This is a genomic window from Mesorhizobium sp. CU3 (assembly GCF_006442965.1).
GTDB lineage: Bacteria > Pseudomonadota > Alphaproteobacteria > Rhizobiales > Rhizobiaceae > Mesorhizobium.
On record NZ_VFWX01000015.1, the window covers coordinates 38,809 to 53,408 of the forward strand.

The following is a 14,600-nucleotide window of genomic DNA, read 5'->3' on the forward strand; positions in this document are numbered from 1 at the left end:
CGGCACGCCCTTCCCTTCTCCCCTTGTGGGAGAAGGTGGATCGGCGCGCAGCGCCGAGACGGATGAGGGGTGGGTGACGAAGTGAGACGCTGGCGTTCCCTGGAACACCCCTCATCCGACCTCGCTTCGCGAGGCCACCTTCCCCCACAAGGGGGGAAGGGGAGGTCGGCGCCCTATCGGCCACGTGCCCGCTCCTCGGCCTGCGCCGCGAGTATCTTCCTCACCTCCGCCACCAGCTCACCTTCCGCCACCGTAACCTGCGCCGGCCTTGCCGCGCGCCATTCGGCGTTGTCGGTGATCTCGGCCGACATCCTTGCGCCTTCGATCAGGTCCTTGATCTGCACCTCGCCCTTGGCGCGCTCGTCGCCGCCCTGAATGATGGCGACGGGGCTGCCGCGGCGGTCGGCATATTTGAGCTGCGCCTTCATGCCGGCGCCGCCGAGATACATTTCGGAGCGGATGCCGGCGGCGCGCAGATCGGCGACCATCTTCTGGTAACGGCCGAGGCTTTCGGTGTCCTTGTCCATCACCAGCACGACGACCGGGGCAATGACATCGGAGATGTCGAGCTTGCCGAGGTTCTTCAGCGCGGTCATCAGGCGCGAGACGCCGATGGAGAAGCCGGTCGCCGGCACCGGCTCGCCGCGGAAGCGCGACACCAGCCCATCATAACGCCCGCCGCCGCCGACCGAGCCGAAGCGCACGATCTGGCCTTCGTCGTTGGGGATTTCGGCCAGAAGCTCGGCTTCGAAGACGGGGCCGGTGTAGTATTCGAGGCCGCGCACGACGGAGCGGTCCATCACGATACGGTCTTCGCCATAGCCTGCGGCCCTGACCAGCGCCTCGATCGTCGCGAGCTCGCCGACGCCTTCCTGATAGACGGCGTTGGCGTTGACGCTTGCATCCTGGGCGGCCTGCGCGTTCCTTGCGGTTGCAAGCAGCACCGCCTCGGCCTGCGTGTCATTCAATCCGGCGCCCTTGGCAAAATCGCCCTCGCCTTCCTTGCCGCCATCCCACCTGCCCGGACCGAGCAGCAGCCGCACGCCTTCCGGCCCGAGCTTGTCCAGCTTGTCGATGGCGCGCAGTACGGTCAGCCGGCGGCCGCCGTTGCCCTCGCCGCCAAGGCCGATCGCCTCCAGCACGCCGTCGAGCACTTTTCTGTTGTTGACGCGGATGACGTAGTCGCCGCGCTTGATGCCGAGCGCTTCCATGACGTCGGCCATCATCATCGCCATCTCGGCGTCGGCGGCGACGCCCGGCGTGCCGATGGTGTCGGCGTCGAACTGCATGAACTGGCGGAAGCGGCCGGGGCCGGGCTTCTCGTTGCGGAACACCCAGCCGGAGCGATAGCTGCGGTAGGGCTTCGGCAGCTTGTCGAAATTCTCCGCCACGAAACGCGCGGTAGGCGCGGTCAAATCGTAGCGCAGCGACAGCCACTGGTCGTCATCGTCCTGGAATGAGAACACGCCTTCGTTCGGCCGGTCCTGGTCGGGCAGGAATTTGCCGAGAGCATCGGTGTATTCAATCAGCGGCTGGTCGACCGGTTCGAAGCCGTAAAGCTCATAGACCGAGCGAATGGTCGCCATCATCTTCTCGACGGCGCGAATGTCTTCGGCGCTGCGGTCGGCAAAACCGCGCGGCAGCCGCGCTTTCGTCTTTTCCGATTTGTCGGCCATGGGATGATCTTCTCTGGTCAATGGGCGCGCGTTTCCTAAACGATGCGGCTTGGGGCGGCAAGGGCGGCGCCCTCGAAACAAAATGCCCAAAAACGAAACAATTCCGCCATCGGCGCGGCATGGTGCCGACACAATCGGCGAGCATAAAGCGCGCCGAAACAAAGGGTTCGGGGCCATGACCACGGCTGAAAACATCATCGAGGGCGACGCGCCCGCCATCAGGCTGCGGCCCGCCGCAAGCACGCCCAAGCCGGCGGAGCAGCCGGCCGGGCCGTTCGAGGTTGCGGCGGCCAAGCCGAGCGCACGCGACGCGCTGGTGACCGGTCTGCTGGTGATTTACCCGGCTTTCGCGGCCGTGGCGGCGATCCTGGCGGGGCTGTTTCTGTCCGGCGCGAGCAGGATTTGATTTTAGGTCTTTCTGCGAAATCTCGAAGGCTGGCGCTGCCCCTCATCCGCCCTTCGGGCACCTTCTCCCCCGGTTACGCTACCCGATGCACACATCTTCCGTGGCTGGCGTGACTGATCGGCCGAAGCTCGATTGCCAGGTGGTTCCCCCAATCCGTCGCTGCTTCGCAGCGCCACCTTTCCCCCTCCGGAGGGAAAGGAAGGGAGCCTTGCTGGACGAGCGTTGACGGCAAGAAGCCTGGCGCCGTTCCTCTACCCCGTCGATCGGGGGAGAGGTGGCTCGGCGAAGCCGAGACGGAGTGGGGGTCGACCAGCGCTGCATTAGACAATGCATGAAAGAGCGCTCATTTCGGCCGCTTCAACTTCTTCCTCTCGGCCTCCACCTCCGCCCTGCAATAGCAGCCTTCGAGGTGGTCGTTGACGAGGCCCATGGCCTGCATGAAGGCGTAGACCGTCGTCGGGCCGACAAAAGTCCAGCCGCGTTTCTTCAATTCCTTGGAGATCCTGACCGAGACCGCCGTGGTCGGGTTGGCGCGCAGATGCGCAAGGTCGACGATCTCGGGCCGCTCGGCCGGACCCGGTTCGAACTTCCAGAACCAGGCGGCCAAAGAGCCGAACTCGTCGACCATCTCACGGGCGCGTTTGGCGTTGTTGATGGTCGAGACGATCTTGCCGCGATGGCGGATGATGCCGGCATAGCCGAGCAGGCGCTCAATATCCTTGTCGGTGAACTCAGCCACCTTGTCGAAGTCGAATCCGGCGAAAGCCTCGCGGAAATTCTCGCGCTTGCGCAGGATGGTCAGCCAGGACAGGCCCGACTGGAAGCCTTCGAGGCATATCTTCTCGAACAGCCGCTGATCATTGGTGACAGGCCGGCCCCATTCATGGTCGTGATAGTGAAGATAGTCCGGCAAATTGCCGTGCCAGAAGCAGCGCGTCTTGCCGTCCGGGCCTTCGATGACGCCGGAAGTTTCCTGTCCCATTCAAGCAAATCCATTCGTTAATGCGCCTCGGCGCGCTTTTACCGTGGCTTTACCAGATTCCTGAACCGGCCGGTAACCACACCAAAAGCTTTACTGACAAAGCGGCATTTTACGCATTCCGATTCATGTTTTGCTTGCCGCTCCACGCCAAGGATCGTGAAGCCCCGGGAGTCCTCCCGCTCCGGGGACGAGTTCGACGATCAAGGTGCGTTCCGATGAAGACAGCGTTTTACTCCCTGCTTGGCGCGGTAGCGATTCTTGCCGCCGGAGCCACGACCTCTCTTGCCGATGACCGCTACGCCGACATGCCGCCGGTGATGGTGAGCCCCGACCTTTCGGCGCCCTGGGTGCTGCAGCTTGGCCATGCGCCGGGCATCGTGCGGCCTACCCGGCAAGCGACGCAGCCGCCGCTGCAGCGTCTGTTCCAGGCGCGGCCCGACCGGCAGCGCACGGCGGCCGTGCAGCAGCCGGCCAAGCGCATGGTGATGCGGCCGCAGATCAACCCGGTCTACCTGCCGCAGGAAGTGGCCTATGACGGCCCGGCGAAGCCCGGCACGATCGTCATCGATACCCACCAGAACTTCCTCTATCTGGTCGAGAAGAACGGCAAGGCGCGGCGCTACGGCGTCGGCACCGGCAAGCCGGGCTTCGAATGGTCGGGCACGCACAAGATCACCGACAAGAAAGTGTGGCCGGACTGGCGGCCGCCGGCGGAGATGATCAAGCGCGAGGCGGCTAAGGGCCGTTACCTCCCGACTTATCTGGCAGGCGGCATCGAGAACCCGCTCGGCGCGCGCGCGCTCTATCTCGGCACCACCGAGTACCGCATCCACGGCACCAACCAGCCCTGGACGATCGGCGGTGCGGTGTCTTCCGGCTGCATCCGCATGCGCAACGAGGACGTGGTCGACCTTTACGAACGCGTTAATGTCGGAACCACGGTCGAAGTGATATAATAATCGTAACGAATCAACCGGTTAGGCGGCGCAGCACTTTTAGTCCCCTGCTGTTGCCGTGAAGTCATAGTGCGGTCCCGCGGGATGTGCTTTAACTGGTGAAGGGTTTACGGGGGACGGGCCGTGTGGGGATACGGCCGGTCACGAAGAGGCAGCGCAGGGAAACCGCGCTGCCTTTTTCGTTTTGAGATGGGTCGCCTTCGAAGCAGGCGGTTTCGCTTTCCGGGCTGATTTCCCGGCGCGCCTCTGCTATTGCAGTGCACAAAATCTCAGTTGTTACGCAATTTTGGACGGAAAACCGCTTCAGCGCCCGTTCTCGAATTGCCCGAGAAGGCAGAGGTGCCAGCATGTCCCTGACCGACGACAGCCGATACCTGAAAGGCGGCCCGGTCGCCCAGCGCATCATCGCTTCCGTGCGCGAGGATGCCACGATCGCCACCGCCGAAGGCTTTCCGCCGAAATTGGTCTCGATCACCGTCGGCGATACCGACGCGGTCGACGTCTATGTGCGCAACCAGCGCGCCAAGGCAGCCCTTGCCGGTATCGGTTTCGAGGAGCGGCGCTTTGCCGCCGACATCACCGCCGGCGAGTTGGAAGCCGCGATCCACGGCCTCAACGCCGATCCGCGCGTCACCGGCATCATCATCCAGCGGCCGGTGCCGGCGCATATCCCGATCAAGACGCTGCAGGCGGCGGTGCATCCGCTGAAGGACGTCGAGGGCATGCATCCGGCCTCGATCGGCAACATCGTCTACAACCAGCTCGATCTGGCGCCCTGCACCGCGGCCGCCTCGGTCGAGCTGCTGAAGGAAACCGGGCTCGATCTCAAAGGGCTCGAAGTGGTCGTCGTCGGCCATTCCGAGATCGTCGGCAAGCCGATCGCCTTCCTGCTGATGAGCGAGGGCGCGACGGTGACCGTCTGCCACCACATGACGCGTTCGGTGGCGGCGCATGCGCGGCGCGCCGACGCGCTGTTCGTCGCCGTCGGCAAGCCCAGGCTGATCAAGGCCGATATGGTTAAGCCGGGGGCGTGCGTCATCGACATCGGCATCAATTCGGAAATCGGGCCGGACGGGACCGGCCGCATCGTCGGCGATGTCGACACCGAAAGCGTCAAGGAAGTGGCCTCCTGGATCACGCCGGTGCCGGGCGGCGTCGGCCCGCTTACCGTGGCGATCCTGCTGCGCAACACGATGGTGGCGCTCAACCGCCAGCGCGCGCTTTACCGCGCGACTTATGGCGTGCCGGATCAGTTGGCGGCGGAGTAGGCTCGGACTATTCGGCCGCGGCCAGCGTCGCGTCGGAAACGCCGTCCGGCTTCGGACCGCCATAGGCCCAGTCGAGCAGCTTGATCGTATGAACCACCGGCAGCTTCGCCGCGGACGCGATCTGCGTGATGCAGCCGATATTGCCGGTGGCCACGATCTCGGCGCCCGTCGCCTCGATGTTCCGTACCTTGCGGTCGCGCAGTTTCGCCGAGATCTCAGGCTGCAGGATGTTGTAGGTGCCGGCCGAGCCGCAGCACAGATGCCCCTCGCGCGGCTCGCGCACGACAAAGCCCGCCTTGGCGAGAAGCTCCTTCGGCTGACGCGTGATATTCTGGCCATGCTGCATCGAGCAGGCGGAGTGGTAGGCGACGATGGTGCCCGGCTTGCGCACGGGCTCCGGCAAGTCGAGCGCGGCGAGATATTCGGTGACGTCCTTGGCCAGCGCCGAAACGAGCGCGGCCTTTTCGGCATAGGCCGGATCGAGGCGCAGCATGAAGCCGTAATCCTTGATCGTGGTGCCGCAGCCCGATGCGGTGATGACGATGGCGTCGAGGCCGCCCTGGCCGATGGCGCGCGTCCAGGCATCGACATTCTGTCTTGCCGAGGCGAGTGCTGCCTCTTCGCGGCCCATATGGTGGACCAGCGCGCCGCAGCAGCCCTCGCCTTCCGGCACCACGACCTCGACGCCGAGCCTGGTCAGCAGCGAGATGGTGGTGTCGTTGATCGCTGGATCGAGCACCGATTGCGCGCAGCCGGTGAGGATCGCGACGCGACCGCGCTTTGCACCCTGCCCGGGATGCGTGCCCGGCGAAGCTTTCGGCGATGCCGGTGGGAGCGACGACGGCGCGAGCTTCAGCATGGCGGCGACCGGCTTCAGCGCCGGCAGCTTGTCGAACAGGCCGATGAACGGCCGGCCAAGGCCGGCCAATTTCAGCGCAGCGCGAAAACGGCTTGGGTAAGGCAGCACGAAAGCCAGCATGGCGCGCGTCAGCCGGTCGAGCAGCGGCCGTTTGTAGGTCTCCTGGATATGGGCGCGGGCGTGGTCGACCAGATGCATGTAGTTCACGCCGGACGGGCAAGTCGTCATGCAGGCGAGGCAGGACAGGCAACGGTCGATATGGGTGACGATTTCCTTGTCGGCCGGCCGGCCGTTCTCCAGCATGTCCTTGATGAGGTAGATGCGGCCGCGCGGGGAATCGAGCTCGTTGCCCAATGTCACATAGGTCGGGCAAGTGGCGGTGCAGAAACCGCAATGCACGCATTTGCGCAGGATCTTCTCCGATTCCGCGACATGCGGATCGGCAAGCTGGGCAAGTGAGAAATTGGTCTGCATATTTCGGTCCTAGGCCATCCGGCCGGGGTTGAGAATCTGCTTAGGGTCGAACTCGGCCTTGAGCCGCGCCGACAATCCTGCCAGATGCGGCGGCTGCGGTTCGAACACCGGCAAGGCCGCTCGATGCGGAGCCGACGCCCGCACCAGTGTCGCGTGGCCGCCGCCATGCTTACGGATAAGGCCACGCAGCAGCTCGGCCTCCGGATCGTCCTCGCGCATCGACAGCCACACAAGGCCGCCCTGCCAGTCATAAAAGGCGTCGACCGCCGCCTGCATGCGCAGCGCCATCACCATGTGATGCGCCGCAGACGGCGCCATCGAGACGCGCCAGACCGGCAGCGCGCCGCCATCGGCGAACGGCCGGCAGTCGCGGATGTCGCGCCAGATCGCCTTCGACGCTTCGCCGGCGATCTCTTCCAGCGGACCGGCCTTGCCGAGCAGTTGCTTGAGCGCATCGATGCGGTAGACGACCGAGGGGCCAAATCCCTCAACGCGCAGCAGCGTCGCGGCATCGCTGCCATGCTTGCCGCCCGCGACGCGGGCGGCAATGCGTTCCGGCAGATGCGCTGCGCTCGAGACTTCGGCGCTGGAGCCGAGCGCCAGCGCCATGGCGGCGACAGCGGCATCGTCGAGCAGGCCGCGGATGGCCAGGGTCACTTCCGTCTCGGCCGCCGGCAGGACCTTGAAGGTGACGTCGGTCAGCACGGCGAGCGTGCCCCAGCTGTTCGCCATCAGTTTTGACAGGTCGTAGCCGGTGACGTTCTTCACCACACGGCCGCCCGACTTGAAGGCCTCGCCGCGCCCTGAAACGGCGGCGACGCCGAGGACGTGGTCGCGCGCGGCGCCGGCCTTGAGCCGGCGCGGGCCGGAGAGGTTCGCGGCCAGCACGCCGCCGATGGTGCCTTTGCCCGGCTCGCCTCCAAGCAGCGGGCCGTAATCCATCGGCTCGAAGGCGAATTGCTGGCCGTTTTCAGTGAGCAGCGTTTCGATCTCGGCGAGCGGCGTACCGGCCTTGGCGGAGAGCACCAGTTCGGCGGGTTCGTAGAGGGTCACGCCGGTCAGCTTCGACAGGTCGAGCGTGTGCTCGGTCTGCAATGGGCGGCCGATGCCGCGCTTGGAGCCATGGCCGAGGAGCTCGAGCGGCGTTTCTTCCGCCGCCGCCCATTGGACGGTGGAGAGGGTTTCGGCGGAAGAGGATGGGGTGAAGGTAGTCATGGCGACGCGACACCCCCAAAAGAGGCTACGTCGAGTTCCTTCGCGCCCCCCTCTGTCCTGCCGGACATCTCCCCCACAAGGGGGGAGATTGGCAGTTTCTGCGGCCGCGCCTCACTTGCGGCGTTGAAGATTGGCGAAGGCCGCGGTGACAGCTGATCTCCCCCCTTGTGGGGGAGATGTCCGGCAGGACAGAGGGGGGCGCGACAGAACGCCGACGTGCGAAGTTGCGCCCCCATCAAAACCTCGGAATATCCGGAAACGCAACCTGCCCGCGATGCACATGCATCCTTCCCAACTCCGCGCAGCGCCGCAACTGCGGAAAGACCTTTCCCGGGTTGAGCAGATGGTTGGGGTCGAAGGCGCATTTGACTCGCATCTGCTGGTCGAGATCGATCTGGTTGAACATTTCCGGCATCAGGTCGCGCTTTTCGACGCCGACGCCGTGCTCGCCGGTCAAGACGCCGCCAACCTCGACGCAGAGCCGCAATATGTCGGCGCCGAAATTCTCTGCCTTGTCGAGCTCACCGGGCACGTTGGCGTCGTAGAGGATCAGCGGGTGGAGGTTGCCGTCGCCGGCGTGGAAGACGTTGGCGACGCCGAGCCCGTATTTCTCCGACAGCTCGCGCATGCCGGCGAGCACCCTCGGTAGTTCCTTGCGCGGGATGGTGCCGTCCATGCAGTAATAGTCGGGCGAGATGCGGCCGACTGCGGGGAAGGCTGCCTTGCGGCCGGCCCAGAAACTCAGCCGCTCCTGCTCCGACTGCGAGATGCGGCAGGTGGTCGAACCGTTGCGATAGGCGATCGCTTCGACCAGGCCGATCAGATGATCGACCTCGACGCCCGGCCCGTCGAGCTCGACGATAAGCAGCGCCTCGACATCGAGCGGATAGCCGGCATGGACGAAATCCTCCGCCGCGTGGATCGCCGGGCGGTCCATCATCTCCATGCCGCCCGGAATGATGCCGGCGCCGATGATGTCGGCGACGCACTGGCCGCCCTGCTCGCTGGTCGGGAAGCCGATCAGCAGCGCGCGCGCCGTCTCGGGCTTCTTCAGGATGCGCACGGTGACCTCGGTGACGACGCCGAGCAGGCCTTCGGAGCCGGTCATGACGCCGAGCAGGTCGTAGCCTTCCTGGTCGAGATGGCTGCCGCCGAGGCGGACGACCTCGCCGTTCATCAGCACCATCTCGATGCCCAGCACATTGTTGGCGGTGAGGCCGTATTTCAGGCAGTGCACGCCGCCGGAATTCTCCGCGACATTGCCGCCGATCGAGCAGGCGATCTGGGAGGATGGATCGGGGGCGTAGTAAAAGCCCTCCTGCTCGACGGCGGTGGTGATGCCGAGATTGGTGACGCCGGGCTGGGCGACGACGGTGCGGTTGGGATAGTCTGTGGCCAGGATGCGGTTGAAGCGGCTCATCACCAGCAGCACCGCGTCCTCGAGCGGCAGCGCGCCGCCGGACAGCGAGGTGCCCGAGCCGCGCGGCACGACGCGGATGTTGCGGTCGTTGCAGTATTTCAACACGCGAGCGACCTGCGCCACCGTTTCCGGCAGCACCACGACCAGCGGCAATTGCCTGTAGGCGGTCAGGCCGTCGCTCTCGAAAGCGCGCATTTCGTTGGCGGCGTCCACCACGCCCTCGCCCGGCACGATGATGCGCATGTCGGCGACGATCTCGGCGCGCCGGCGCATCGTATCCGCATCTGGCTTGGGCATGGCTAGGCCGGACATCGGGCAGCCCCATCTGGCTTTGACTGGTCAAAATCTTTTACCAGTGATGCAAGGCTGTTGCAAATGCTGCTTTGGCCGCGCATGGCAAAGAGCGTAAGCCCAAGCTTCCGCAGCGGCAATCTGCCGCTACGCTCCGATGACTGCCAAAGAGGGTTCGCTTGCTACTCGCCCGGATGTTTCGCCGGCTCGGAATGCATCCTGCGCACGCGGCGGACCCCCCACCATACAAGCAGGATGGCGACCGGCACGGAAGCCGCGGTGACCACTTCCGGCGCGAAGGCATGGCCGAAGACCGAGGCGCCCTTGGCGACATAGCCGATGAGGCCGACGACGTAGTAGGAGACAGCGGCAACGGACAGGCCTTCAACGGTCTGCTGCAGGCGCAATTGCAGGCGGGCGCGGTTGTTCATCGAGGCCAGCAGGTCGCGGTTCTGCTTCTCGACCTCGACATCGACCCAGGTGCGCAGAAGCGTGGTGGCGCGGGTGAGTTTTCGCGAGAGGTTGGCCTGGCGCTCCTCGACCGAGCGGCAGGTGCGCATGGCAGGCGCCATGCGCCGCAGCAAAAAGCCCGCCCAGGTGTCGTAGCCCTGCACCGGCTCTTCATCCAACGCTTCCAACCTTTCGGTGACGATGCCGTCATAGGCGCGGCTGGCGCCGAAGCGGTAGAGGCTCGACGCGGCGTCGGCCTCCAGCTCGGCGGCAAGCTCGGTGAGATCGGCAAGCAGGGTCTGGCTGTCGCGGGTCTCGGCCGCCTTCATTTCCAGCGTCGTCTGCGCCAGACGATCCTCGATGCGCCGCGCACGGCCGGACAAGGTCAGCGCCAGCGGCAGGCCGAGCATGGCGAGCGTGCGGTAGGTCTCGATGTCGATCAGGCGCTGCGACAGCGCGCCGGTGCTCGCCGGCGTCAGGCCGCGATCGAGCACCAGCATGCGGGTGAGACCATCGCCGTCCTGGCGGAAATCGGTGATGATGGCGGCAGCACCCCGCTCGACCAGCGAATAGCACAGGCTGGTCGGGTCGAAGCCGGCGATCGGCTTTTCGCTCGCCTGCGTCCATTTGCGGATTTCGAGGCGGATGCCGGAAATCACCGTGCCCGGCGGCGAAAAACCATTGCCGAAGGGCGAATCCTCCTGGCCGCGGCCGTTCTCGGCCAGCGGTCCTTCCCAGAGATAGGTCGAGAATTCCGTATGCCGCTCCCAGCGCAGCGTGCCCTTGCCCCATTTCATCGCATGATGGCGGGCATTGCGCTCGGGCGCGGCGATGCCGAGCCGCCGCGACAGCTCGGACAGCACGGCGTGATCGACGCCCGCACCGCCCTCGGTCATGAAGGAAAGCTGGACGAGCACGCGCGGTTTGTCGATCAGCGGATGCGGGCGGGCATGGACCTCGCCCAGCGCGCCGGGGCGTCCCTCATGCGCCGGAAAGCCCATCACGGCGCCTTGCGCGCGCGGCTGGAATTCGAGACTGGACATCTCGTCGGACACGGCTGGTCCCCCTGTTTCGACCTTCGTGCGAACCCTGCCGTCTTGCGGCAATTGGCAGGGCAGGTAAACAGCAAATTCCAACAGCGGCCGATGCGGCGGCGCGGCGCCCTGCCCGACCGGCCTCGACGAATTGGATAAATAATTTGACCAGTTGGCGACAGAGGCTTTAATCTGGCCAGCATCGGTTTCCTTCTCCAGGCGCCCCCTTTGAGCGACATTTTCTCCAGGATCGAGCATTCGCGCACCGCCGACGAGGTGGTGCAGCAGATCGAGAGCCTGATCCTCGAAGGCGTGCTGCGCACCGGCGACCGGCTGCCCGGCGAGCGCGAGCTGGCGCGCCAGTTCGACGTATCGCGGCCGATCCTGCGCGATGCGCTGAAGGCGCTCGAAGGGCGCGGTCTACTGACGACGCGGCCCGGCGGCGGCACCCATGTCGCCGATGTCATCGGCCAGCTCTTCACCAAGCCGGTGACGGACCTCATCTCGACCCACCGCAAGGCAGTGACGGACTATCTCGAATACAGGCGCGAGATCGAGGCGGTGGCGGCCGAATATGCGGCCAGGCGCGCGACGCCGGAGGATCTGGCACTGCTCGACGGCATCATGGCGCGCATGGACGAGGCGCATCGCACCGGCGACTTCGACGACGAGGCCGAGATCGATGTCGAATTCCACCATGCGGTCTGCGAATGCGCGCACAACATGATCCTCTTGCACACGCTGCGCTCCTGCTACCGGCTCTTGTCCGAGGGCGTATTCCAGAACCGGCTGCTGGTGTTCGGCGTGCCCGGCGCGCGCGAGGCGCTGCTCGAGCAGCACCGGGCCATCCATGACGCCATCAAGGCCGCCGACCCGGCCGCGGCGCGCAAGGCGGCCATGGACCACATCACCTATGTCGAGCGCTCGATGGCGGAAGCCGAGCGCAGCGGCGACTGGCAGCGCGTCTCGCGGCTGAGGCTGAAGCAGCGCGCCGAAGCCGGCGACACCGAACCCACACGCAAACGCTCCTAAATATCGATCAGGCAGGGACAATCATGAGCGACATCCTCACCATCGCCGACCTCAAGGACCTGGCGCGCCGCAAGGTGCCGAAAATGTTCTTCGACTATGCCGATTCCGGCGCCTGGACGGAAAGCACCTACCGGGCCAACGAAGAGGATTTCGGCAAGATCAAATTCCGCCAGCGCGTGCTGGTCGACATGAGCAACCGCTCGCTGGAAACGACCATGATCGGCGAGAAGGTGGCGATGCCGGTGGCCTTGGCGCCGACCGGTCTGACCGGCATGCAGCATGCCGACGGCGAGATGCTGGCGGCGCAGGCGGCGCATGAGTTCGGCGTGCCGTTCACGCTGTCGACGATGAGCATCTGCTCGATCGAGGATGTCGCCTCGGCGACCAGCAAGCCGTTCTGGTTCCAGCTCTATGTGCTGCGCGACAAGGATTTCGTGCTCAACCTGATCGATCGCGCCAAGGCGGCGAAATGCTCGGCGCTGGTGCTGACGCTCGACCTGCAGATCCTGGGCCAGCGCCACAAGGATATCCGCAACGGGCTTTCGGCGCCGCCCAAGATGACGCTCGCCAACATCGTCGATCTGGCGCTCAAGCCGCGCTGGTGCCTCGGCATTGCCGGCACGAAACGCCGCACCTTCCGCAACATCGTCGGCCACGCCAAGGGCGTCGGCGACGTCTCCTCGCTGTCGTCCTGGACGACGGAGCAGTTCGATCCGCAGCTGTCGTGGAAGGACGTCGCCTGGATCAAGGAACGCTGGGGCGGCAAGCTGATCCTGAAAGGCATCCTCGACAAGGAAGACGCGCTGATGGCCGCCAAGACCGGGGCGGACGCGATCATCGTCTCCAACCATGGCGGGCGGCAGCTCGACGGCGCGCCGTCGTCGATCTCGGTTCTGGAAGAAATCGCCGATGCGGTCGGCGACAAGATCGAAGTGCATATGGATGGCGGCATCCGGTCAGGCCAGGACGTGCTCAAGGCGCTCTGCCTCGGCGCCAAGGGCACCTATATCGGCCGGCCGTTCCTCTACGGCCTCGGCGCCATGGGCAAGGAGGGCGTCACCAAGGCACTGGAGATCATCCGCAAGGAGATGGACGTCACGCTGGCGCTGTGCGGCAAGCGGCTGGTGACCGACATGGGCAAGGATCAACTGTATCGGTGAACCGCGGCCCGGTTCGATTTTCTGTTTCTCCCAAAGCCGCCGTGCGCATTTGCACGACACGCGCTAGGGCCTTGTTCACCGATTGGCCCTAGCCTGCGCCGATGATTGATCATGAAGCGACGACAGCATTGGCGGAACAGGGCATCCATTATCTCGACGCGCGCGGGCCGGATGGCATGCGGCTCTACGCCATCGGCGACGTGCATGGCCGCCACGACCTGCTCGCCGCCATGCATCGCCGCATCGAGAGCGAGCTCGAATACAAGGCGCCGGCGGCCGACTGGCGCATCATCCATCTCGGCGACTATGTCGATCGCGGGCCGGATTCCAGAAGCGTCATCGATTTCCTCATCGAGGCTAAGAAGCGCGATCCGCGCAACATCATGCTCGCCGGCAACCACGACATCGGCATGCTGGAATTTCTCGCCGATGGCGAGCCGGACGGCCTGTTCATGAGTTATGGCGGCGTCCAGACGGCCCAATCTTACGGTGTCGATCTCTCAAGGGACGTCCAGCGATTCGGCAAGGCGGAAGCCATTGCGCGCGGGCACGCCGCCTTGCTGAAGGCGGTGCCACGCAGCCATGTCGATTTCCTGCAGTCGCTGACGTTCTCGGCCAGCTTCGGCGACTTCTTCTTCTGCCATGCAGGGATCAGGCCGAGCGTGCCGCTCGATCGGCAAAACCAGCAGGACCTGATCTGGATCCGTGACGCCTTCCACGACCATCCCGGGCTTTATGCGAAGGTGATCGTGCATGGGCACACGCCCGTCCCGGAAGCCGAGGTGATGGCCAACCGCGTCAATGTCGACACACTGGCCTGGAAATCGGGAACGCTGAGCGCACTCGCCGTCAATGGCGGCGACAAGCGGATCATCACCGTGCAAGGCAAAGCGTTTTGAGCGCTTTGCCGGCGCGGTCGTGCTGCTTTTGAAGAAACTTGACCTAGGGTGTTTGAGATTCAGGTCAGGCCGAGTCGAAAATGCTGGTTTCCGAAAACCGGAGCGGAGCGTACTTTTCGTACGTGACTACCGGAAGCGCAGGAAACCGGCATTTGCAGGCCGGCTGAATATCAAGACAGCTTAGTCGAGTGAGGCGGTGACGCCGTACCCGTCGACGGCCCTGTGGTTGGTGGCTGCGTCGGCGGCATAGATGCCGAGGCCGCAGACCACGATTGCAGACAGCATGACAAAAGACAGGATTGCTGCTTTCACGGACGTCATCTCTGGTTAAGCTTTCTGCATCTGGGCACGAGGCGGTTACCAATGCGTTGAAACGATAAAATGCGTCTCAATGTTTCGACGATTTCGCGCTTCTAAGCAGATTCTGTATCGCCGGTGTGTCGGCTGGATCACACAAAAGGTTCATGCCGGTTGCACA

Annotated in this window: 13 protein-coding genes; 6 read left to right on the forward strand and 7 right to left on the reverse strand. The window is 64.9% G+C overall.

The window, feature by feature from the left end; translation table 11 throughout:
- Nucleotides 1–173: 173 nt before the first annotated feature.
- Entirely contained in the window at nucleotides 174–1,676 is a 1,503-nt protein-coding gene (hisS, locus tag FJ988_RS21955; RefSeq protein WP_140820442.1) for a histidine--tRNA ligase, read from the reverse strand.
- Between the two features lie 175 nt (nucleotides 1,677–1,851).
- Between hisS and FJ988_RS21960 the strand changes: the two genes are divergently transcribed.
- On the forward strand, nucleotides 1,852–2,082 hold the full coding sequence (locus FJ988_RS21960) for a hypothetical protein (protein ID WP_140820443.1): 231 nt from the start codon (nucleotides 1,852–1,854) through the stop codon (nucleotides 2,080–2,082).
- A gap of 343 nt (nucleotides 2,083–2,425) precedes the next feature.
- On the opposite strand, the gene FJ988_RS21965 is transcribed toward FJ988_RS21960, so the two are convergent.
- A complete protein-coding gene (locus FJ988_RS21965) occupies nucleotides 2,426–3,064 on the reverse strand; it encodes a DNA-3-methyladenine glycosylase I (RefSeq protein WP_140820444.1) in 639 nt (212 codons plus the stop codon).
- A 215-nt stretch (nucleotides 3,065–3,279) separates the two neighbouring features.
- Between FJ988_RS21965 and FJ988_RS21970 the strand changes: the two genes are divergently transcribed.
- Nucleotides 3,280–4,020, forward strand: a complete 741-nt coding sequence (locus tag FJ988_RS21970) for a L,D-transpeptidase (RefSeq protein WP_140820445.1) — start codon at nucleotides 3,280–3,282, stop codon at nucleotides 4,018–4,020.
- A gap of 347 nt (nucleotides 4,021–4,367) precedes the next feature.
- Entirely contained in the window at nucleotides 4,368–5,288 is a 921-nt protein-coding gene (locus tag FJ988_RS21975; RefSeq protein WP_140820446.1) for a bifunctional 5,10-methylenetetrahydrofolate dehydrogenase/5,10-methenyltetrahydrofolate cyclohydrolase, read from the forward strand.
- 7 nt (nucleotides 5,289–5,295) lie between these two features.
- Here FJ988_RS21975 and glcF read toward each other — a convergent pair whose 3' ends face one another.
- From glcF to FJ988_RS22000, 4 genes are all read right to left on the reverse strand, one after another.
- The gene (gene glcF / locus FJ988_RS21980; protein WP_140820447.1) at nucleotides 5,296–6,621 is read right to left on the reverse strand and encodes a glycolate oxidase subunit GlcF; all 1,326 of its coding nucleotides are present in this window, start codon (nucleotides 6,619–6,621) and stop codon (nucleotides 5,296–5,298) included.
- A 9-nt stretch (nucleotides 6,622–6,630) separates the two neighbouring features.
- Nucleotides 6,631–7,836 carry an FAD-binding protein gene (locus FJ988_RS21985; protein ID WP_140820448.1) on the reverse strand — a complete coding sequence of 402 codons (1,206 nt, stop codon included), beginning with the start codon at nucleotides 7,834–7,836 and terminating at the stop codon, nucleotides 6,631–6,633.
- Nucleotides 7,837–8,071: 235 nt separating this feature from the next.
- A complete protein-coding gene (locus tag FJ988_RS21995; protein WP_140820449.1) occupies nucleotides 8,072–9,568 on the reverse strand; it encodes an FAD-linked oxidase C-terminal domain-containing protein in 1,497 nt (498 codons plus the stop codon).
- A 161-nt stretch (nucleotides 9,569–9,729) separates the two neighbouring features.
- Nucleotides 9,730–11,052, reverse strand: coding sequence for a DUF3422 family protein (locus tag FJ988_RS22000; protein ID WP_140820450.1), 1,323 nt, complete (start codon nucleotides 11,050–11,052; stop codon nucleotides 9,730–9,732).
- Between the two features lie 207 nt (nucleotides 11,053–11,259).
- On the opposite strand from FJ988_RS22000, the gene FJ988_RS22005 reads away from it, so the two are divergent.
- The 3 genes from FJ988_RS22005 (at nucleotide 11,260) to FJ988_RS22015 (ending at nucleotide 14,122) form a co-directional block, all read left to right on the forward strand.
- Entirely contained in the window at nucleotides 11,260–12,063 is an 804-nt protein-coding gene (locus tag FJ988_RS22005) for an FCD domain-containing protein (protein ID WP_140820451.1), read from the forward strand.
- Between the two features lie 23 nt (nucleotides 12,064–12,086).
- Nucleotides 12,087–13,223 carry an alpha-hydroxy acid oxidase gene (locus FJ988_RS22010; protein ID WP_140820452.1) on the forward strand — a complete coding sequence of 379 codons (1,137 nt, stop codon included), beginning with the start codon at nucleotides 12,087–12,089 and terminating at the stop codon, nucleotides 13,221–13,223.
- Nucleotides 13,224–13,351: 128 nt separating this feature from the next.
- Complete coding sequence (locus FJ988_RS22015; RefSeq protein WP_140820533.1) at nucleotides 13,352–14,122, forward strand: metallophosphoesterase family protein; 771 nt, start codon at nucleotides 13,352–13,354, stop codon at nucleotides 14,120–14,122.
- Between the two features lie 180 nt (nucleotides 14,123–14,302).
- On the opposite strand, the gene FJ988_RS31425 is transcribed toward FJ988_RS22015, so the two are convergent.
- A complete protein-coding gene (locus FJ988_RS31425) occupies nucleotides 14,303–14,434 on the reverse strand; it encodes a hypothetical protein (RefSeq protein WP_281407755.1) in 132 nt (43 codons plus the stop codon).
- Nucleotides 14,435–14,600: the final 166 nt, after the last annotated feature.

Excerpts from the sequence above, each read along its gene's own strand:
- hisS (WP_140820442.1), bottom strand. The coding sequence starts at position 1,676 with ATGGCCGACAAATCGGAAAAGACGAAAGCGCGGCTGCCGCGCGGTTTT.
- FJ988_RS21960 (WP_140820443.1), top strand. The coding sequence starts at position 1,852 with ATGACCACGGCTGAAAACATCATCGAGGGCGACGCGCCCGCCATCAGG.
- FJ988_RS21965 (WP_140820444.1), bottom strand. The coding sequence starts at position 3,064 with ATGGGACAGGAAACTTCCGGCGTCATCGAAGGCCCGGACGGCAAGACG.
- FJ988_RS21970 (WP_140820445.1), top strand. The coding sequence starts at position 3,280 with ATGAAGACAGCGTTTTACTCCCTGCTTGGCGCGGTAGCGATTCTTGCC.
- FJ988_RS21975 (WP_140820446.1), top strand. The coding sequence starts at position 4,368 with ATGTCCCTGACCGACGACAGCCGATACCTGAAAGGCGGCCCGGTCGCC.
- glcF (WP_140820447.1), bottom strand. The coding sequence starts at position 6,621 with ATGCAGACCAATTTCTCACTTGCCCAGCTTGCCGATCCGCATGTCGCG.
- FJ988_RS21985 (WP_140820448.1), bottom strand. The coding sequence starts at position 7,836 with ATGACTACCTTCACCCCATCCTCTTCCGCCGAAACCCTCTCCACCGTC.
- FJ988_RS21995 (WP_140820449.1), bottom strand. The coding sequence starts at position 9,568 with ATGTCCGGCCTAGCCATGCCCAAGCCAGATGCGGATACGATGCGCCGG.
- FJ988_RS22010 (WP_140820452.1), top strand. The coding sequence starts at position 12,087 with ATGAGCGACATCCTCACCATCGCCGACCTCAAGGACCTGGCGCGCCGC.